The sequence below is a fragment of the Massilia sp. CT11-137 genome (genome assembly GCF_047302885.1).
Lineage (GTDB): Bacteria > Pseudomonadota > Gammaproteobacteria > Burkholderiales > Burkholderiaceae_D > Telluria > Telluria orientalis.
Genome location: NZ_JBKYMP010000002.1, coordinates 2,882,011 through 2,901,497 on the forward strand (window position 1 = coordinate 2,882,011; position 19,487 = coordinate 2,901,497).

Sequence of the window (19,487 nt, forward strand, 5' to 3'; positions counted from 1 at the left end):
CACGTCGTTCCCGCGAAGGCGGGAACCCAGGTTCGTCGCGCTGCGGCGACGCTCGCAAGGTGGGGCCCTGCCTTCGCAGGGACGACGTTCAGGCCCGGCTCGCCACCGCTTCCACCGGCTGCCGCCGCTCCACGCTCGTCACGACGAGCGCGCGCAATTCGTTCAGCAGCGAAAACTCCGTCTGGCTCAGGTAGACGGACGGGAAGCGGTCGTCCCAGTCGCCGTAGATGAAGCCGACCGGCTCGCCGCGCGTGCACAGCGGGATGACGACGAAGCAGCGTGCCTCGGACAGCGTGCCTTTCCACCAGCCCGGCAGCTTGCTCGAGAATTTTGGATCGCGCGCGTTCTCGATGAAGATCACGCGGTCGCTGCCGAGGGAGGCAAAGAACACGTTCGGTTCGTACGTATCGTCGAACGACAGCTTGGGCACGAGTGTCTTGGCGTTGTCGCCCAGGCCGATCTTGGCCGTGTAGCGGCCGTCGCGGCGGTTGCGCAGGAAGCCGAACGCGCGCGTGAACGACAGGCCGTGGTACGCCGTCTCGATCGCCATCGCCACCATCTGGCCCGGCGTCGCGGTCGCGGCGCCATCGCGCATGTCGGCCACGCCGCTGAGCAGGATCTTGTTGCCGGCCTCGCGCATGCGCGTGACGGCTGCGGTGCGGGCGCGCTTCTCGGGCGGATTCGCGAGCGGCGCGATCGACAGGTCCGCGGCCGCTTCGACCTTCGCCTTCTCGATGGCGCCGACGATGTTGTCGGGCTCGATGCCGATCAGCGGCGCGAAGCTGGCGGCCAGCAGTTTCACCTGTTCGGCGCCCGCTTCGTCGTTGTGCCACAGGCTGTCGGCGCATTGCGACGCCATCGTGCCGAGCGCGGCGAGCCAGTCGTCGTGGCCAAAGTCGGCACCGCGCAAGCCCGGCTCCACGCGGCGCATGCCGGCGATCAGGTTGCGCGGCAGGCCCCAGTGTTCGGCGGTGGCGCGGCCGATCTGTTCGAGCGACAGGCCCAGTTGCGCGATGGCAATCGGGTCGATGGCGCCGGCGCCTGCCGCCTGCTGCATCAGGGTCCAGTGCTCGGGCAGGTAGAACGTGACCATCATCCGGCCCAGCGAATGGAGGATCGAGCACACGACGGCTTCTTCCGGATCGCGCGTGGCCGCTTCGGCCGCGACCTGGTGCGCCACCATCCCGGCCAGCACGGCCTTTTCCATCTCGATGTGGGCCTGCAGCGAATCCGGCGTGGATTTACTGAGTTCCTCGATCAGTTTCAGGCCCAGCGCCAGGTGGCCGATGGCTTCCGTGCCCAGCACGAGGATGGCCTTGGAGACGGTGTTGATGCGCTGGCCGAAGGCCGAGTACATGCCGCTGTTCGCCAGGCGCAGCACCTTCTGGGTGAGCACGGGGTCGGACAGCACCGTCTGGGTCATGGAAAAGTCGCGCTCGTCCTCGCCGCGCATGGACGCGAGGATGGCGTTGATGGCCCTGGTGAAGCCGGGCATGTCGCCGCGCCGCCGGATCCGCTCCCACAGCAGGGCGAGGGTGGCGTCGGCTTTCGGCGATCGTTCGATGGTAGCAGTCTGGTTCATGTGAGGCCCGCCCGTAATTCGTCCGGCAGCAGTTCCGTGTACAGGTTTTCCTTGAGCGCGGCCATGGCCACGTGGGCCGGCATCGGCTTCCCGGTCAGGTAGCCTTGTACGTAGTCGCATCCGCGCGACTCGACGTAGGTCAGTTGTTCTTCGGTCTCGACGCCTTCGGCCACGACCGACAGGTCGAGGTGCTTGGCCAGGTCGAGCACGGCGTTGCAGATCGCCGCGTCCTTGGTCGAGGTGGGCAGGTCCTTGATGAAGGCGCGGTCGATCTTCAGCACCGAGATCGGGAAGCGTTTCAGGTAGGCGAGGCTCGAATAGCCGGTGCCGAAGTCGTCGATCGCGATGCGGGCGTTGCGTTCGGCCATCCTGGTCAGGATCGCCTCCGCGTGCGCCGGATCGACCATCAGCGTGCCTTCCGTGATCTCGAGCACGAGCTTGTCGCCGGACGCGCCGGAAAAGCCGAGGGCGTCGTCCAGCACGTTCAGGAAGCGGTCGTTGCGGAACTGGCGCGGGCTGATGTTGACCGAGATGTACAGGTCGCGCTTGGCCACTTCCTCGAACTGGCGCAGCTGCACCAGTGCCGCCTTCAGCGCCCAGGCGCCGAGCAGGTTGATGAGGCCATTGGTCTCGGCGATAGGGATGAAGCGCACGGGCGGCACCATGCCGAGGGTCGGATGCTTCCAGCGCATCAAGGTTTCGAAGCCTTCGATCTGGCGCGTGCGGCTGGACACGATCGGCTGGTAGTACAGCAGGAATTCACCTTCGCGCACGGCCTGGAACATTGCGGCTTCGAGCGAGATGTCGTGCTGCGGCATGCCGTTCTCGCGCACGCTGTAGACGACTGCGCGGCCCTTGCCGGTTTCCTTGGCGCGGCCCATGGCGGCGTCGGCGAGGGCGATCAGGCGGATCTCGTCCTCGGCGTGGTCGGGATAGATCGACACGCCGACGGAGGCGCCCAGGTACACGGTATGCCCGTCGACCTCGAACGGCGATTGCAGCGCGGCCAGCAGGCGGCCGCTCACGAGCTTGATCTGGTCCGGCGTGAATGTGCCGGGCAGGACGGCAACGAACTCGTCGCCGCCGACGCGGGCCAGCGTGTCGCTGTCGCGCAAGGTCTTGCGCAGGCGGATCGCGGCCTGGCGCAGCACGGCGTCGCCGACCGGGTGGCCGAGGCCGTCGTTGACTTTTTTAAAACCGTCCAGCCCGATCGTGGCGACGCAGAAGCCCTGGCCCGAGCGGCGCGCATTGGCGATCACCATGCGGATGCGGTCGGACAGCAGCAGGCGGTTCGGGAGTTCCGTCAGCGCGTCGTGCGTGGCCATGTGGCGCAGCCGTTGTTCGGTCGCGCGCTGGGCCGACATGTCGCGGCCGACGGCCAGCAATTCATGGCTGCCCGGGAGCTGGCCGATGCGCAATTCGAACCAGGCGTCCTTGCCGGCGCAGCGCAGGCGCACTTCGACGAGTATCGGATCGCTGGCCGTGCCGGCATCGACAAGGGCGTTGCGCAGGGCGGCCTGGTCGACTTCGACGGCCAGTGTCGTCAATACCGCGCCGGCCAGCGTCTGCGCGCCGAACGTACGCTGGGCGCGCTGGCTTGCATGGCGGATCAGGCCGGAAGGGTCGAGGCGGAACGCAACGTCGCCCACCGCCTCCATGTAGCCGTCCGGGCTCGCCGCCGGGGCCGCATGACGCGGATCGTTCGGTACTGCGGGTGAACTGGCGCGCATTGTCGAAATATCTGCTTTCAAATCTAGGCAGGAACTGCCTTTAATGCTGGAGTGTACCAAAACAACAAGCAATGTATCACCGAAAGATTCCAGCCGGCACCAAAAAGCACAATGCCGTGTCACTTTCTGCCGCTGCTTGACACGTCGCAGTGCCGGCACTGAATCGGTGCCGCTTGCCCCGCACGCGGCTTTGGGCTAGCCTTGTTGTCTAACCGATAACCCGGCGGTGGGCATGAAGGGTTATTGTCGCCGATACAGTGCAAAGTAGAAACTTTTGCGCCGTTCGTATGATGCTCAGCTGCAACAACTCGGCCATTCCCGGAGGGACGCCATGAACCGATTCGACACCCACGAGGTTTTCAACCAGGCGCCGCCGTTCGGTGACGTCGACTTGTTCGCCTGCGACCGCGCGCTGCGCGAAGGCCTGGTGCGCGAAGGCGCCGGCTGGGCGGAGGGCGAACTTGGGCGGCTGGGGCGGGAACTCGGCGCAGCCGCCGTCCTGGACCTGGGCCGGCTGGCGAACGACAACCCGCCGCGCCTCGTCAATTTCGACCGCGGCGGGCATCGCGTGGACGAGGTTGAATTCCACCCTGCCTGGCATGAGCTGATGCGCCTGCTGATCGAAAACGGCGCCCACTCGCTGCCGTGGGAAGCGCCGCGGCCCGGCGCCCAGGTCGCGCGTGCGGCCGCCTATCTGCTGTTCGGCCAGGTCGAGAACGGCTCGCAATGTCCCGTGACGATGACGTATGCGTCGGTTCCGGCATTGCGCCAGCACCCGGGCATCGCGGCGCACTGGCTGCCGAAGATCCTGTCGCGCACCTACGACCCGCGCTCGCTGCCGATCGGGCGGAAGCGGGGCGCCTTGATCGGCATGGGCATGACGGAAAAACAGGGCGGCACCGACGTGCGCGCCAACACGACGCGGGCGACGCGCATGAGCCCGTCCGTGGCTGAGACCCGCTTCGGCGCCGACTGGCGCGACGCGTGGAGCCTCGTCGGCCACAAATGGTTTTTCTCGGCCCCGCAATCGGACGCCCATCTCGTGCTGGCGCAGACGGACGAGGGCGGCAGTGCGGGTCTGTCGTGTTTCTTCGTACCGCGCTTCCTGCCGGACGGGACGCGCAACGCCATCCGCGTGCAGCGCCTGAAGAACAAGCTCGGCAACAAGTCGAACGCGTCGTCCGAAGTCGAGTTCTGCGACGCCGCAGGCTGGCTGATCGGCAAGGAGGGGAGGGGCATCCCGACGATCCTCGAAATGGGCAGCCACACGCGCCTCGATTGCGTGCTGGGCTCGGCCGGCATCATGCGGGCCGCCCTGTGCCACGCGCTGCACCATGCGCGCGCGCGCAGCGCGTTCGGGCGCAAGCTCGCCGACCAGCCGCTGATGCAGAACGTGCTGGCCGACCTGGCGCTGGAATCGGAAGCGGCGACCGCGTTCGCGCTGCGGCTGGCGCGCTGCTTCGACCCGGGCCCGGATGGCGCCGCCGACGCGCGCGAGGCGCTGCTGGGCCGCATCCTGACGCCGGCCGGCAAATACTGGCTGTGCAAGCGCGGCCCCGCGTTCGGCGCCGAGGCGATGGAAGTCATGGGCGGCAACGGCTATGTCGAGGACGGCCCGCTGGCGCGCCTGTACCGGGAATTCCCCGTCAATTCGATTTGGGAAGGCTCCGGCAACGTGATGTGCCTCGACGTGCTGCGGGCGTTTTCCAAGGGCCCGGAGACGCGCGACGCGCTGGCGGCGGAACTGGCGCTCGCCTCCGACCGCGACAGCCGCTTCGACGCGTATTGCGCGCGCCTGCTGGACGGCCTCGCCACGCTCGCGGCCGACGAATACGGCGCGCGCCGCCTCGCGGAACACCTGGTCGTGGCCGTGCAGGCGGGGCTGCTGCTGCGCCATGCGCCGGCATGCGTCGCCGACGCGTTCGTGGCGTCGCGCATCGCCGTGGACGTCGGCGGCGCGTTCGGCCGGCTGCCGGGCGGGGTCGACTGCGACGCGATCCTCGTCCGGGCACTGGTGGAATAAGCCCCGATAAAACTTCGACAAATGACAGGACAAACTGGGATAATGCTGGCCATTTACCAGATAACCACGCCGCTGCCACAAGCGCCGGCCATGCATAAATGAAACAAGATCCGCGCTTCCCGAACCTGTTCATCCTGAACCATCCCCTGATCCAGCATAAGCTGTCGCACATGCGCGACCGCGGCACGTCCACGCGCACGTTCCGCGAACTGCTGCGGGAAATCACGTTGCTGATGGGTTACGAGATCACGCGCGACCTGCCGCTGACGACGCGCCAGATCGACACGCCGCTGATGACGATCGACGCCCCCGTCATCGCGGGCAAGAAGCTGGCCATCGTGCCGATCCTGCGTGCCGGCGTCGGCATGAGCGACGGCCTGCTGGAACTGGTGCCGTCGGCCCGCGTCGGCCACATCGGCGTGTTCCGTGACCCGGACACGCACCTGCCCGTCGAATACCTCGTGCGCCTGCCGGACACGACCGAGCGCACGTTCATCCTGTGCGATCCGATGGTCGCGACGGGCAACTCGGCCGTGTACGCCGTCGACGTGCTCAAGAAGCGCGGGGTGACGGGCGACCAGATCATCTTCCTGGCCCTCGTCGCGGCGCCGGAAGGCGTGGAAGTGTTCCACAAGGCCCATCCGGACGTGAAGGTGTACGTGGCTTCGCTCGACAGCAACCTGAACGACCACGCCTACATCGTGCCCGGCCTTGGTGATGCGGGCGATCGTATATTTGGTACGAAATGAGTGGCACGAAATGAGTTCGAGTGCGGATGCCGAATTCTTCGCGCGCCTCGCGGAGCTGAACGATAAATTCGCGGCGAGCCTGCCGCAAACGCTCGGCCGCCTGTCGGCCGCACGCAACGCCTTCGAGCCGAAACGGCCGCCCGCCGCGCTCATCGAGCAGATGCACGCGGTGCTGCATACGCTGGCCGGCTCGTCCGCCACATTCGGCTTCCGCATCCTCGGGCAGCAGGCGCGCATGCTGGAACAGCGCCTGCGCGTGCTGACGACATTCGACGCCGTCGCCCCGGAGGAGTGGGAAGCGTGGCTGTCCGAACTGGATGTGTTCATCGCGTGGGGCAGCGTCGATCCGAAGGCCGCATACCCGAACGACGAGTCTTCTGTATAGCGCCACAACAAGGCACCTGTCCCGAAATCGTTTGATTTAGGACAAACTTTATCCGCATCCATGCCCTATATTTTGCGTACTGCCGACGCAAATGGGATCCGTAAAAAGGTTGGCTTCAGGAATTGTCACGGATCCCGGTTTTATTTTGCGAAAACCGTGTACATGCGGGTTTATTCGGTATAATTAGGGATCGTTGGATTCGCGGTAGCAGTGCAGTTAGTCTGTCATTTGTTTCTTGCTTCTTCAAACGATCGTAAACGGACTTCGGTCCACTTCAACTGAAATAGGAAATTGTAATGGCAACTGGCATCGTTAAATGGTTCAATGACTCCAAAGGCTTCGGGTTCATCACCCCGGACGAAGGCGGCGAAGATCTGTTCGCGCACTTCTCGGCGATTCAGAGCCAGGGCTTCAAGTCCCTGCAGGAGAACCAACGCGTCTCGTTCGACGTGACCTCCGGTCCGAAAGGCAAACAAGCATCGAACATTCAGCCGCTGTAATCTGCTGAATTGATGACAAAAAATCCTCGGAGCTTCCGAGGATTTTTTTTTGCCCTATCGTTTCATGCCGGTCAGCCCGGTTTGCGCCAGTAATCCGGCTGAGAATACGCGTGGCGCAGAAAGTCCACGAATACTCTGATGCGCAGCGGCAAGTGACGGCGTTGCGCGAATACGGCATAGATATCGTTGCCCGGCGCCGCGAACTGTTCCAGCACGGGCACCAGCAGGCCCGCTTCGATTTCCGAACTCACTTCCCACATCGACCGCCAGGCCAGCCCGCGCCCGGCCATCGCCCAGTCGTGCAGCACGGCGCCGTCGTTGCACACCATATTGCCGCCCACCTTCATCGTGACGATCTTGCCGTGGTCGCGGAACGTCCAGCCCCGCTGGCTGCCTTGGCTGCTGATTGCCAGGCAATTGTGCTTCGACAGGTCGGCCAGCGTCTGCGGCGTCCCATGGCGCTTCAAATAGCCGGGCGTCGCGACGACGACGCGGTGATTGTCCGCGAGCTTCACGCCGACGAGGTTCGAGTCCGTCAGGCTCGCGATGCGGATCGCGATGTCGACGCCTTCGCCGATGACGTCGACGACGCGGTCGGACAGGTTCAGGTTCACGCTCACTTCGCGGTGTTCGGCCAGGAAGGAGGGGACCAGCGGGGCCACGTGCTGGCGCCCGAAGCCGGCGGGGGCGGACACGACGAGATGCCCCGTGGCGCGCGCGCTCCGTTCCGACACGGCCGCTTCCGCTTCTTCGAGCTCGGCAAGGATGCGCTGGCAATCCTCAAGGAACACCGCCCCTTCGTCCGTCAGCGCCAGCTTGCGCGTGGTACGCTGTAAGAGTTTCACGCCCAGGCGCGCCTCGAGTGCGTCCAGGCGGCGGCCGATCATGGCCGGCGCGATGCCCTCCGCGCGCGCGGCTGCGGACAGGCTGCCGCGGGCAATGACTTCGACAAAGGTAGATATCTGACGGAAATGGTCCAAAGGAATGCCTCGATTCTGTTCGTCACTTGTGACAAAAAAGCATAAATGAATATATTTTTTGTCTCGTTTAGGCGATTAATAGTGAATATACTGGAAGCAATATCAAACGCCAAGCTGGCTTGTGCCAGGAACATCGGCACTGTCCACATTTCATACTAGAACAGGAGAACGCAATGACCATCGCCACCCCAGCCGGAATGGAAATCCGGGCCGAGATCAAGCCCGGCTATGAACAGATCCTGACGCCGGAAGCGCTCGCGCTGGTAGCGAAACTGAGCCGCGAATTCGAACCGCGCCGCCAGCAGCTGCTGGCCGCCCGCGTCGAGCGCGCGAAACGCCTGGACGCCGGCGAGCGTCCGGACTTCCTGCCCGAGACGGCGCACATCCGCAATGGCGACTGGAAGATCGCGCCGATCCCGAAGGCGCTGGAATGCCGCCGCGTGGAAATCACGGGCCCGGTCGAGCGCAAGATGGTCATCAATGCGCTGAACTCGGGCGCGGACAGCTACATGACCGACTTCGAAGACTCCAACACCCCGAACTGGGACAACCAGATCACCGGCCAGATCAATATGCGCGACGCCGTGCGCAAGACGATCTCGCTGGAGCAGAACGGCAAGCAATACAAGCTGAACGACAAGGTCGCGACGCTGGTCGTCCGTCCACGCGGCTGGCACCTGGACGAAAAACACGTCCTCGTCGACGGCAAGCGCATCTCGGGCGGCATCTTCGACTTCGCCCTGTTCATGGTGCACAACGCGAAGGAACAGCTGGCCCGCGGCGCCGGTCCGTACTTCTATCTGCCGAAGATGGAATCGCACCTGGAAGCGCGCCTGTGGAACGACATCTTCGTCATGACCCAGAACGAACTGGGCCTGTCGCAGGGCACCATCAAGGCGACCGTGCTGATCGAGACGATCGTCGCCGCCTTCGAGATGGACGAGATCCTGTACGAACTGCGCGAGCACAGCGCCGGCCTGAACGCGGGCCGTTGGGACTACATCTTCTCGTGCATCAAGAAGTTCAAGCTGGACAAGGACTTCTGCCTGGCCGACCGTCCGAAGGTCACGATGACGGCGCCGTTCATGCGCGCCTACGCGCTGCTGCTGCTGAAGACCTGCCACAAGCGGAACGCCCCGGCGATCGGCGGCATGTCGGCGCTGATCCCGATCAAGAACGATCCGGAAAAGAACGAAGTTGCGATGGGCGGCGTGCGCAACGACAAGGCACGCGACGCGACCGACGGCTACGACGGCGGCTGGGTCGCGCACCCGGGCCTCGTCGAACTGGCGATGACCGAGTTCAAGAAGGTGCTGGGCGACCGCCCGAACCAGATCGACAAGCAGCGTCCGGACGTCGAGGTGACGGCCAAGGATCTGCTGGACTTCCGTCCGGAGACCCCGATCACGGAAGCGGGCCTGCGCTACAACATCAACGTGGGCATCCACTACCTGGGCGCCTGGCTGGCTGGCAACGGCTGCGTGCCGATCCACAACCTGATGGAAGACGCGGCCACGGCCGAGATCAGCCGTTCGCAGGTGTGGCAATGGATCCGCTCGCCGAAGGGTGTGCTGGAAGACGGCCGCAAGGTCACGGCCGGGATGGTGCGCGAGATGATCCCGCAGGAGTTGGCCAACGCGAAGGCGGCCGCCCCGAACGGCGACAGCCCGACCTACGACCGCGCCGCGCAGATCTTCGAACAGATGTCGACCTCGGAAGAATTCGCCGAGTTCCTGACGCTGCCGCTGTACGAAGAAATCTGAGTCGTCAACGTTGACGTTGCGCGCGCGGCGCCCTGCCGAGAAACGCGCGCAACGCGTCTTCATCGATGCCGCTGCCCTGCACATGCCAGAGCAGGGCATCGATCCGGTCCGCACCCCAGAACAGTTCCCCATCGACCTGGAACGTCGGTACGCCGAACACGCCCTCGCCGATGGCCTGCGCGGTCGCACCGGCCAGCGCCTGCTTCACGGCCGGCGCCTGCGCCGCCGCGAACAGTCCGGCGCCATCCAGCCCGGCATCGTCCGCCAGTCGGACTAGCGTCGCCGCATCCATCAGGTCCTCGCCCCGTTCCCACGCCGCACGCGTCAACGCGACGAACAACGTGCGCCGACGCGCGTCATCGTCGATGGCCGTGCACATGCGCAGGGCGGTCAGCGGATTGAACGGGTGGCCGGGCGGACCGGCGAAGGGCAGGCCGCGGCGCGCCGCTTCGCGCATCACGTCGCGTGCCATGTAGCGGCGCTTCGCATCGATTTCGGCTGGCCCGACGGTGCCGTGGGCGTCCAGCAGGCCCGCGAACAGCACGGGTACCACCACGACGCGCGCGCCCGCGGCCTCGATCCGCGCGAGATCGGACAGGGCCAGCCACGCATACGGGCTGATGGGATCCGCGTAGCAGCGGACCGTCGTCAAAAAACGTTCTTCCATTCGCGCAGCGCGGCGAATACGGTCACCTGGTCGGCGCCGGGCGCGAGACGGCCGGCCGCCGTCAGGCTGCCGATGACGGCGGGCTCGCCCGTGCGCAGGAAGGGGTTCGTCGCCTTTTCGATCGCGATCGTGGACGGGATCGTGGGCAGGTGCGTGCCGCGCAGCTGGCTGTCGTTGGCGATACGCAGCTGCAGCGCGCGGTTGCCCGGTTCCAGCGCTTCGGCGAAACGCAGGTTCGACAGTGTATATTCGTGGGCGCAGTACACCAGCGTATCGTCGGGGAGGGTGGCCAGCTTCGCGAGCGAGGCCATCATCTGCGCCGGCGTGCCTTCGAACAGGCGGCCGCAGCCGCCGCCGAACAAGGTGTCGCCGCAGAACAGCCAGTGCGCGCCCGCATCCTGGCGCATGTATGCGATGTGGCCCTTCGTGTGGCCGGGGACGTCGAGCACGGCGAGTTCGAGCGCGAGGCCCGGCACCTCGACGGCATCGCCTTCGCCCACCGGGTGGTTCACGACGGCGATGCCGTCGTTGCGTGGACCGAAGACGGGCACGTTGCTGTGTTCGAGCAAGCGCGTCACGCCGCCGATGTGGTCAGCATGGTGATGGGTGAGTAGAATGGCGGTCAGGGTCAGGCCATTCGCCTGCAGGGCCGCGAGGATCGGTTCGGCATCGCCGGGGTCGACCACTGCCGCATGCACGCCGTCATGGATCAGCCAAAGATAGTTATCCTTGAACGCTGGCACGGTCAGGACAGCCAGCTCAGTGGGCACGGGAATCATATGCGTATCGATAAAGGTTGGGCATGGACAGCGCGGCATCCGAAAAATCCATTATAGCGCTCGACCGCTGGCTGCAATCGCCGGCGGGTGCGTACGTGCGCGCCTGGGAGCAGGCGTGTCTGGACGAGCTGACGGTCGATATTTTCGGCTTCAACGCGGTCCAGATCGGCGTGCCGCAGATCGACGCGCTGGCCGCCAACCGCATGCCCAACAAATGGCAGGCGGCGACGCGCACGTCGACGGCCAACGAACTGGTCTATGCCGCCACCGGCAAGCAGATCGCCGTCGCGCTGGACTTCGCCGACCTGCCGTTCGCGTCGCAAAGCCTGGACCTCGTCGTGCTGCCGCACGTGCTGGAATTCGCGGCCGAGCCGCACCAGGTGCTGCGCGAAGTCGAGCGCGTGCTGATCCCGGAAGGCCAGGTGATCATCTGCGGCTTCAACCCGGCCAGCCTGTGGGGCGTGCGCCAGGGGATGGGGCGCATCACGAGCAGCGACTACCTGCCGGCCGCGGGGGAGTTCATCTCTATGCCCCGCCTGAAAGACTGGTTAAAATTGTTGAATCTCGGCGTCACGCGCAGCCATTTCGGCTGCTACGCGCCGCCGTTCCGGACCGCGCAATGGCTCAACCGCTTCGCCTTCATCGAAGGGGCGGGGCAGCGCTGGTGGCCGTATCTCGGGGCCGTGTACATGGTCCACGCGATCAAGCGCGTGAAGGGCATGCGCATCATCGGTCCGGCCTGGAATAAAAAGACGAGCAAGGCGCCGCAGGCGGTGCCGGCGACGAACCGCAACGAACATCACAAGTAAGACATAAGGAAGAAGCGCAGCATGACCAAAGTTGAGATTTTTACCGACGGCGCCTGCAAGGGAAATCCGGGCACCGGCGGCTGGGGCGCGCTGCTCGTGGCCGATGGCGGCCATGAAAAGGAAATCTTCGGCGGCGAGCCGAACACGACGAACAACCGCATGGAACTGCGCGCCGTGATCGAGGCGCTGACCGTCCTCAACCGCCCGTGCGAGGTCGTCCTGCACACGGACAGCCAGTACGTGCAAAAGGGGATCTCGGAATGGATCCACGGCTGGAAGGCGCGCGGCTGGAAGACGTCGGCGAAGGAACCCGTCAAGAACGACGACCTGTGGAAGGCGCTGGACGCCGCCCAGCAGCAGCACGCCGTCGAATGGCGCTGGGTGCGTGGCCACAACGGCCACCCCGGCAACGAGCGCGCCGACGCTCTCGCCAACATGGGTGCGGCTTCGCTAAAGCGTTGATATTGCGCTGATTTTGTTATACTTACCGGTTCTTTCCACGCTTTTTTGAGTTTCCACGCGCATGCGCCAAATCGTCCTCGATACCGAAACCACAGGCCTGAATCCGCGCACCGGCGACCGCATCATCGAGGTCGGCTGCGTCGAGATCTTCAACCGCAAGCTGACCGGCAATAACTTCCACCGCTACATCAACCCCGAGCGCGACTCGGACGAAGCGGCACTGGCGGTCCACGGCCTGACGACCGAGTTCCTCAGCGATAAGCCGAAGTTCCACGAGATCGCCCACGAACTGCGCGAATTCGTGCAGGGCGCCGAGATCATCATCCATAACGCGCCGTTCGACCTTGCGTTCCTGAACCATGAGTTCGAGCGCATGGGCCTGCCGCCGTTCGTCGAACACTGCTCGAACGTGATCGATACGCTCGTCCATGCCAAGGAACTTCACCCCGGCAAGCGCAACTCGCTGGACGCGCTGTGCGACCGCTACGGCATCTCGAACGCGCACCGCAAGCTGCACGGCGCACTGCTGGACTCGGAGCTGCTGGCCGACGTCTACCTGGCGATGACCCGCGGCCAGAATACGCTGTCGATGGACGTCGAGGTCGAGACGGGCGGCGGCGGCATCGTGCTGGAAGCTGGCCCGCTGGGCGAGATCCTCGTGCTGCCGGCTGCTGCCGACGAGCTCGCCGAGCATGAGAACGTCCTTGCCGCACTCGACAAAGGCGTGAAGGGAGAATGTGTTTGGAGAAAATATTCTCCGCAGGGGTGACAAAACGCAAAAGTCCCCCTATAATGCTCGTCATTGCAGCGACGCAATCGCAGTAAAGCAGTAAAAAGTAGGGCGGTTAGCTCAGGGGTAGAGCACAGCATTCACACTGCTGGGGTCGCAAGTTCGAAACTTGCACCGCCCACCAGAATTTCAGGTTTCGAGTCAAACACGTAGATTCCAGCCGCGAGTTGAGCAAAACAACTTGGGAGAACGGAACCAAAAAGAAAGCCAGCGATAAGCTGGCTTTTTTCGTTTGTGCGCCCAGCATGGGCGCACTCTTGCGGGCGAAAGACCGCGAAGCTCTTGTGGTCAAGGCGGCGTGGCGTAGATGCGGCGGTTGTGTGATGAAGGAGTGCGGCCCTTGCCTGGGGACGCCCCGCCTTGTGCCTGAAAGCGCGACGAAAAAATATGGCTGTGTTCGCGATAATTCGGTAACCCGCTCGCCTAGCCGAGCTGGACCGCAGCGCACAGCAGATGGGCCGGCTTCGTGAGCCGACGATCGTCCAGGACGCGCTGCCAGCCCGAGTCATGGATCAGGTAGCGGCTCGCCACGCCGCGAAACCGCACCAGCCAGGTCTTGAAGCGGCTGTGCCAGCTATTCACGTTTTGAATGTGAATCGCGCCGCGCGCCCGGATGCCCCGCTTTCACGTTCACCGCTTCATGCGTGATGCGGGCCTGCTGCGCGAAATGCCGATAGACGATGGCGCCGTCGGTGATCAAGAGGACGTCGTCCGGCGGCACGGGTTTGAGGCACTCATGTAATTGCGCCACCGTCACCTGGCCGCGCCCCGTATGAAAATCGAGCGTACGGCCACTGCGGTCGCGCGCGATGAGCAGGCAATCGTGTTCTCGATTGATACCCCGCCGCTTGGCCATGCCACCCCGCTTTCGCGGCGGCCGCGTGAGATTCCATGCCCCCTTCTGCGATTCGAGCCGATACGTCTCGTCGACTTCGACGATGGCCGACAGCGTTGCCGGCCGGTCGCGCATGGCGCCGGGCACGAACCGGTGGCGCCGACCAGGAGCTGGAAAAAGATAGCAGTACGGGGCAGCGCCGGCAGCTGCCAAGGTGGAAGCGGACACAGCTTACATTAGCCGGCTGAGTATGTTGACTGACGGGGCCACGTTAAGCACGATTTGCCAAGTGTGGCCCGGCTGTCTTGATCACCGATCGGTCACGGTGGGCAAGGCGGTACGCCCTGCTTGTAGCCTAAGGTTTCGACTGGGGAAATTGTCGGTGCTTTGGGTAGGAGTATCGGCAAATTTACTAGCGGGAACACCGCCTGTGATTGTGCAGCGACGCAGGTGCTGGTATCGCCCGGATCGCAGACCTGAACCTGCACGAAATGGATGCAGCTTCCGGAACGCGGATTCGCCATGCAGGTTTGCTGGTTGGTGGCGGCACAGCTTGGCAGGGAGCTTGTTGGAATTACGGACAGGTCGTACGCCAGGTATTCGATGCGCACGTAGCTGTCGGTGATCGGCGGCGCCAGGGGCAGCTCCCCTGGAGAACTCCGGAAGACGGCATCCTGTTTCAGGCTGGCGAGTGCCGCAGTATCGGTCGGATAGACGTTGACCGCGGCGGCGGCGGCACGTCGTGTGACCTCTTGCAAGGTATTGAAGACATACATGATGCGTGCAAGTTCGAGGATGCCAAATACAAGCATGAAAAAAAACAGAGCAACTATCGCGAACTCGACCGCAGCCGTGCCCCCTTGGGAAGTGAGTGGACGTACCACGTGGCGTTGCAATGATCGGTCCATGATGTCGATTCTCCGGTCAGTTGCCGACATAGCGCATGGAAATATCTGCGGTGACGACAAGGCCGAATCTGCCCGCATCGATGACACCAAAAACGTCGTCGTACATGCTGAACGTGATGTAGACACGAACGGTGGCCGGGGGGGTGCCGATGACGGTGCCGCACGGTAGATAGTCGCACTGCACGACGGGGACACCCATCGCGGAACCCGGCGCCAATTCCACCATTTCCTTTTGCGCTATCTGCAAAGCAATGTTGCCGGCTGCCTGCGCCAACGCCGGTGCCCGCATCTCCGCAGCCGATACCTGCGAAAGGTAGCGCGCCGCATCCTGTGCCGCCTTCTGCGCGACGGTGTAGTGCCAGAAGCATCGTGCATAGTAGATCGGGACTGTGAGCAGGACCACGAAGATCGGCACGATCAAGGCCGCCTCGACGGCAGCGACGCCGCGCTGGCGCGTCTTCGGGGACACCCGCTTTGCGGGCGACGTCGTCATGGGTAAATCTCCACTTGGCTGGATATCGACTGTTCCGCGAGCGTTCCCGCAAACTCGGCGATCAGGGAGTTCGCGGTCGCCGGAACGGTCATGAAGAACTTGCCGATTCCGAGGACGGTCGCCGGTACGTTCGAGCCGGCCGGCACGGGGCATGAAAGCAGGGGGATGTTCAGGACGCGACGTTGCGATGTTGAGATGTTCCGGTTCGCTGCGCTCGGCGCACGATAGTTCGCGCCACCCGTGGCTGCATATGGCGTCGAGCTCGAAGGGTAGCCGGATACAGTTGGGCCAAGCTTATAAAGGTTCGTCCAGTCGCTCGTCGAAAAGGTCGAGTAGCCCGTGGCAGGTTCGGGACTCCCTAGCGACACGTAGGATGGATACTTGGCCGCCTTTGCGAACGTCCACAATGGTCCGTAGGATCCCGCTGTGGTGCCCGCTGGGGCAGAGGGAAGGTCGGCGATCGTCTCGAGCTTGTCGCGGGAGGTTGTGGACATGGCCGCCGCGCTTCCCGTCGTCGGGACCATCCAGGGCGCACCGCCAGTCGTTCCGTAGGCATATGCCTTGATGTTGTAATCCGGCGGCGCGCCGTACGGGCCGCATTGCAGGCTGCTGAAGTCGTCGAAACGCGTGTTGAGTTGCGCGGAGAGGTCGGCCAGAGGCGAAGTCGAAGGCAAGGGGGACACGCGCACCGCGCCGCCCGAAAGCCGCGGCACCCACATGGCTCCCGTGCATATGAATGGTCCGATCAGCGAAGTGTCGAATGTCGAACTGGAGACGCCCGGCGCGATGACAGGATTGATGAGGTAGCGGACCGGCGAGGTCCCGTTCGGGTTGAGTTGCATGAGATCGTAGCTGATGCCGCGGCGGAAACCGTATTCGACCAGTTCGGTGGCCGGGGCGCCCGTGTTCGTGCGCGCGACGGCGGGGGTCGAGTCCATCGCGCATACCCCGATTGGCGTGACCGAAATCTGCTTGCGTCCTGCAATGGCGCTGTCGCTGAGTTGTACCGTTCTCTGCGACGACGAGAGTATCCAGATGAGAAATGTGTTGACCTGGCCCGCTGCAGGGTCGAGCGCAGACGTGTCGACCTTGGCGAAGTACAAACCCGACGGGGATGAACCGTCGACCCACGTTCCCGTGCGCGAAGAATCGGTGCTGAAGGTGAGGGCCGCGTCGTTCCATGCGAACGAGGTTCCGCGATTGAAGTGTTGGTACTTCAGACTCTCCGCCGTTTCCTTTGCCTTTGCCCGTGCTGCAGCGATGCCGGCCGAGGTGCCGTTCAGCTCATGTGCCGCCGCCAAGGCAATATTCTTGGCAAACCCGTTGAGGTCCACCTTGCGGTTATAGATTTGTCCAAGGTCCAGCGCCAACGCACAAATTCCGATCATCAGGAGAAGGAGCGGCATCGCCATGATGGCGAACGCGCCACCTTGCCGATAGCGCGGTGGACACATGCGCGGAGACTTCGATGGCATCCCGCTGCCGTGCCAACCCGGCGACCGCAAGGATGTATTGCGCTTCGATGGCATTCGTTCCTCGTCAGTCCTTGTGTTATCAATGCCCGGCCGCATCGACGCGTGGAGCCGATGCGGTTGGGTGACGTGTGTCCATGTGCCAAGGCAAACAGAATCTGCCTGGTCAGGATTCGGCCGGTACGGGGTCTGCCTGCTCGGACTGTTTCCCTGGAAGTTTTTTGGGTGTCGATCCGAGGAGAACGCTCAGGGCGGCCACGCCAAGGATCCAGGCCGCGAGAGGCAGGAACATAAATCCGACATAGTGGCGGTAGATGGCGATTACGATTGCACCGCCGCCGCACATGATCAGGCCGGCCCAAACAGGGCGTTCCCGACAAAGACGAATGCGGTACCAGGGGACCATGCTGCAGCCAATGGCGAAAACCCCGAGCAGTACAGTACTTCCCAGTACGATCAGGAGACCGAGGCTGCTTCCAGTCATCAGCAGCACGATTGGCCAGCCAATGTTGGAAATTCCGGTGTCCGTTTTGACGTGTACGAGGAGGGCGTCCCCGCCTTCAGATTTTGCCCGTCGGATGCGTAGCATCGATAATAGGGCAGGGGAGAGCAAGAGTATCGTCATCAGAAGGTATGCAAGCAGGCTTGCGTGAACCATGAATAGCCACGTGTTCATCATTGCTGCCCCGCCTGCTGAATATGCCAGCACGACGCATACGTTGCCTGGTGAAGCGAAATGGGACGACCCAAGCCATCTAGCGCTCATGAGATTGCCTTCCCTGTCATTTTGTAGTCTGGCTGCTGAATAACTGAGAGCCATTGTTTCGAGGAAGTCTGCACGCAAGCCTAGTAGCTGGCAATCAAACGAAGGGGTTTGCTTGACGGAGATCAGGCAACGTAAATCAAACCCCGGGCAATCGCCATTAGATCGGGGATCACTCACGTCATGCAATTTTGAATGCCAACTTCCGCCACCTTCTAACTCAAGCGGCTTGGTTCATCAGAAGTCCGCGCTTCGTGACGCGAGAGGCTTTTCTCTATTGGACGATATTGCGGGATTTAGAGACGATAAGGCAAAAGTGATTTTAATGGATGGCGGCGAATTGGAATTCGGTTGTACGTACTTGATAGGTCAGTTTGATTCCCGTTGATCTTACGGATCTGGTTCGGCTCTCATCAAGGCAATTCAGCGCCACGAGACTCACAACGGTGTCAACATTCGCACCGGCTCGCGCAGCGCGCGTCGAGGGCGCTCAAGTGATAATTGACGCTGCGAAATGTACCGAAACACTCTCTCGTGAACTGGTCTTCGACTAACCGGGCATCAACGTCTGAGAAGTCGAGTGCAACACGACGTTAATGAGGGACCTCAACAAGCTATGGCAACAGCTCCGATATTTTTGGGAGGGATGAAGGCAATGTACAAACAAACCTCACCGGCCGATGGGTGGCACTTTGTGTCCAAGGACGAAGTGAGCGGCAAGCCCATCGTGTTCCCGCTGGCGGCCTGGGCAGTTGTGGACGACGGCTCGGCGGTCATTGGCCTTGTCGGAGATGTGCTGGGTGGTGGCCCTCGCCGTGAGAGTTCCAGTTACAATTCAATGGCCCGCCTGATTGGTGTTCCGCCGATCGAGGGTGCATACAAACATGTTAACGGCATGACGATGGCTGAACTGGCCGCCGTGAAATCGAATGACTCGAGCGAAAATTAACAAAGAGACCAACGCAGAAAATGGAATCGATTGATCTTGACGGTCTGGTGCGGCGAGTGGAGGCCTGCTACGACACCATCAAAGCGCATGCCCGTTCGAAATTGGAATTCCATCGTAACTATCAACGAATGTTAGTCGCGCTCGCGGCAGACTTTGGCTGTGTCGGGGAGGCGGAATTCGAAGTGCCGGAAATGGAGGGAGAGTACCGCGGATTTATAGATGTCGCGTGGCTGCGCGACTCGAAGATAATTCTGGCTATTGAAATTGACTCGGCTTCTCGACAGAAGTCATTGAAAAAACTCGGAAAGATGTCAGATTGCGAGAGGCTTTGGATTTATTATGGTCGGAGGACAGATGCCGAACTCAGGCAACGCTTGGAGTTTCCACTGCGACTGCGGTTGGTGTGTCTTCCGTATGCTGGGCGCCATTCCTTTCATTCATCAATTTGATGCTGCAATTCAACAGCGGTTCAACAATATTTTAGTCCATATCAATTGTTTTATTCACTGAGTTCCAAATCAGTCGAAAATGATGCGGTCATGGTGTCGACTTACTGGTGCGGGAAGGTGGTATTCGAGAGCCGCGGTCGCTCGTGCGGCACACGCCACATTAGTATTGTTGCCGCGATTCCGGGTTGGCGAGACAACGTGCGAGGAGCTGGCCAACCTATCCAGAACCATTTCTGGCAGCGTAACGTGTAGCCGCAGGACATCGTCCGCGCCGCCCAGGCGCAGCTGGCTGGTCCTTGCTTGCGCTCCAGTCGCGCCAGACGGGTTCGACTCCCGTCCTCGCCTCCAGCATCTCTATGGATCGGCGCTGTGGCGCTGGTCTACGTCTGCGGCACGCTT

21 protein-coding genes and 1 tRNA gene are annotated in these 19,487 nt (G+C 62.9%); 11 read left to right on the forward strand and 11 right to left on the reverse strand.

Annotated elements, in window-relative coordinates:
* Positions 1-88 precede the first annotated feature (88 nt).
* Both ACEN98_RS29780 and ACEN98_RS29785 read right to left on the reverse strand, forming a co-directional pair.
* The gene (locus ACEN98_RS29780; RefSeq protein WP_413388434.1) at positions 89-1,582 is read right to left on the reverse strand and encodes an HDOD domain-containing protein; all 1,494 of its coding nucleotides are present in this window, start codon (positions 1,580-1,582) and stop codon (positions 89-91) included.
* Complete coding sequence (locus tag ACEN98_RS29785) at positions 1,579-3,312, reverse strand: putative bifunctional diguanylate cyclase/phosphodiesterase (RefSeq protein ID WP_413388435.1); 1,734 nt, start codon at positions 3,310-3,312, stop codon at positions 1,579-1,581. Before ACEN98_RS29785 ends, ACEN98_RS29780 begins: the two co-directional genes overlap by 4 nt.
* Positions 3,313-3,643: 331 nt before the next feature.
* Here ACEN98_RS29785 and ACEN98_RS29790 point away from each other — a divergent pair, with 331 nt between their 5' ends.
* The 4 genes from ACEN98_RS29790 to ACEN98_RS29805 all read left to right on the forward strand — a co-directional run bounded on the left by ACEN98_RS29790 (position 3,644) and on the right by ACEN98_RS29805 (position 6,969).
* Positions 3,644-5,335 carry an isovaleryl-CoA dehydrogenase gene (locus tag ACEN98_RS29790; RefSeq protein ID WP_413388436.1) on the forward strand — a complete coding sequence of 564 codons (1,692 nt, stop codon included), beginning with the start codon at positions 3,644-3,646 and terminating at the stop codon, positions 5,333-5,335.
* 98 nt (positions 5,336-5,433) lie between these two features.
* Positions 5,434-6,084, forward strand: a complete 651-nt coding sequence (upp, locus tag ACEN98_RS29795; protein WP_413388438.1) for a uracil phosphoribosyltransferase — start codon at positions 5,434-5,436, stop codon at positions 6,082-6,084.
* Positions 6,085-6,094: 10 nt separating this feature from the next.
* Complete coding sequence (locus tag ACEN98_RS29800; protein WP_413388439.1) at positions 6,095-6,469, forward strand: Hpt domain-containing protein; 375 nt, start codon at positions 6,095-6,097, stop codon at positions 6,467-6,469.
* 296 nt (positions 6,470-6,765) lie between these two features.
* Positions 6,766-6,969: a cold-shock protein gene (locus tag ACEN98_RS29805; protein WP_036166698.1), complete on the forward strand. Its 204-nt coding sequence runs from the start codon at positions 6,766-6,768 to the stop codon at positions 6,967-6,969.
* 71 nt (positions 6,970-7,040) lie between these two features.
* On the opposite strand, the gene ACEN98_RS29810 is transcribed toward ACEN98_RS29805, so the two are convergent.
* On the reverse strand, positions 7,041-7,949 hold the full coding sequence (locus tag ACEN98_RS29810; protein WP_413340690.1) for a LysR family transcriptional regulator: 909 nt from the start codon (positions 7,947-7,949) through the stop codon (positions 7,041-7,043).
* A gap of 173 nt (positions 7,950-8,122) precedes the next feature.
* Here ACEN98_RS29810 and aceB point away from each other — a divergent pair, with 173 nt between their 5' ends.
* Positions 8,123-9,712 carry a malate synthase A gene (gene aceB / locus ACEN98_RS29815; protein ID WP_413388440.1) on the forward strand — a complete coding sequence of 530 codons (1,590 nt, stop codon included), beginning with the start codon at positions 8,123-8,125 and terminating at the stop codon, positions 9,710-9,712.
* A gap of 4 nt (positions 9,713-9,716) precedes the next feature.
* Here aceB and ACEN98_RS29820 read toward each other — a convergent pair whose 3' ends face one another.
* Both ACEN98_RS29820 and gloB read right to left on the reverse strand, forming a co-directional pair.
* Positions 9,717-10,379: a 2-hydroxychromene-2-carboxylate isomerase gene (locus tag ACEN98_RS29820; RefSeq protein ID WP_413388441.1), complete on the reverse strand. Its 663-nt coding sequence runs from the start codon at positions 10,377-10,379 to the stop codon at positions 9,717-9,719.
* A complete protein-coding gene (gloB, locus tag ACEN98_RS29825) occupies positions 10,361-11,158 on the reverse strand; it encodes a hydroxyacylglutathione hydrolase (protein ID WP_413388442.1) in 798 nt (265 codons plus the stop codon). Before gloB ends, ACEN98_RS29820 begins: the two co-directional genes overlap by 19 nt.
* A gap of 23 nt (positions 11,159-11,181) precedes the next feature.
* Between gloB and ACEN98_RS29830 the strand changes: the two genes are divergently transcribed.
* The 4 genes from ACEN98_RS29830 (at position 11,182) to ACEN98_RS29845 (ending at position 13,343) form a co-directional block, all read left to right on the forward strand.
* Positions 11,182-11,967 carry a class I SAM-dependent methyltransferase gene (locus ACEN98_RS29830; RefSeq protein ID WP_413388443.1) on the forward strand — a complete coding sequence of 262 codons (786 nt, stop codon included), beginning with the start codon at positions 11,182-11,184 and terminating at the stop codon, positions 11,965-11,967.
* Positions 11,968-11,988: 21 nt separating this feature from the next.
* The gene (gene rnhA, locus ACEN98_RS29835) at positions 11,989-12,429 is read left to right on the forward strand and encodes a ribonuclease HI (RefSeq protein WP_413340681.1); all 441 of its coding nucleotides are present in this window, start codon (positions 11,989-11,991) and stop codon (positions 12,427-12,429) included.
* A 61-nt stretch (positions 12,430-12,490) separates the two neighbouring features.
* On the forward strand, positions 12,491-13,198 hold the full coding sequence (gene dnaQ / locus ACEN98_RS29840; RefSeq protein ID WP_413388444.1) for a DNA polymerase III subunit epsilon: 708 nt from the start codon (positions 12,491-12,493) through the stop codon (positions 13,196-13,198).
* A 70-nt stretch (positions 13,199-13,268) separates the two neighbouring features.
* Positions 13,269-13,343: transfer RNA gene (locus tag ACEN98_RS29845), tRNA-Val, on the forward strand.
* A 299-nt stretch (positions 13,344-13,642) separates the two neighbouring features.
* On the opposite strand, the gene ACEN98_RS29850 is transcribed toward ACEN98_RS29845, so the two are convergent.
* The 6 genes from ACEN98_RS29850 to ACEN98_RS29875 all read right to left on the reverse strand — a co-directional run bounded on the left by ACEN98_RS29850 (position 13,643) and on the right by ACEN98_RS29875 (position 17,606).
* The gene (locus tag ACEN98_RS29850; RefSeq protein WP_413388445.1) at positions 13,643-13,801 is read right to left on the reverse strand and encodes a hypothetical protein; all 159 of its coding nucleotides are present in this window, start codon (positions 13,799-13,801) and stop codon (positions 13,643-13,645) included.
* A complete protein-coding gene (locus ACEN98_RS29855) occupies positions 13,794-14,189 on the reverse strand; it encodes a hypothetical protein (protein WP_413388446.1) in 396 nt (131 codons plus the stop codon). The genes ACEN98_RS29850 and ACEN98_RS29855 overlap by 8 nt, the downstream gene beginning before the upstream one ends.
* Before the next feature lie 185 nt (positions 14,190-14,374).
* Complete coding sequence (locus tag ACEN98_RS29860; RefSeq protein WP_413388447.1) at positions 14,375-14,962, reverse strand: TadE/TadG family type IV pilus assembly protein; 588 nt, start codon at positions 14,960-14,962, stop codon at positions 14,375-14,377.
* Positions 14,963-14,978: 16 nt separating this feature from the next.
* Positions 14,979-15,455 (reverse strand): TadE/TadG family type IV pilus assembly protein, encoded by a 477-nt coding sequence (locus ACEN98_RS29865; RefSeq protein ID WP_413388448.1) that lies wholly within the window; start codon positions 15,453-15,455, stop codon positions 14,979-14,981.
* Complete coding sequence (locus tag ACEN98_RS29870) at positions 15,452-16,984, reverse strand: pilus assembly protein TadE (protein ID WP_413388450.1); 1,533 nt, start codon at positions 16,982-16,984, stop codon at positions 15,452-15,454. The genes ACEN98_RS29865 and ACEN98_RS29870 overlap by 4 nt, the downstream gene beginning before the upstream one ends.
* Before the next feature lie 109 nt (positions 16,985-17,093).
* On the reverse strand, positions 17,094-17,606 hold the full coding sequence (locus ACEN98_RS29875; RefSeq protein WP_413388451.1) for a hypothetical protein: 513 nt from the start codon (positions 17,604-17,606) through the stop codon (positions 17,094-17,096).
* Between the two features lie 739 nt (positions 17,607-18,345).
* On the opposite strand from ACEN98_RS29875, the gene ACEN98_RS29880 reads away from it, so the two are divergent.
* Positions 18,346-18,639 carry a hypothetical protein gene (locus tag ACEN98_RS29880; protein WP_413388452.1) on the forward strand — a complete coding sequence of 98 codons (294 nt, stop codon included), beginning with the start codon at positions 18,346-18,348 and terminating at the stop codon, positions 18,637-18,639.
* Between the two features lie 20 nt (positions 18,640-18,659).
* On the forward strand, positions 18,660-19,088 hold the full coding sequence (locus ACEN98_RS29885) for a hypothetical protein (RefSeq protein WP_413388454.1): 429 nt from the start codon (positions 18,660-18,662) through the stop codon (positions 19,086-19,088).
* Positions 19,089-19,487 lie beyond the last annotated feature (399 nt).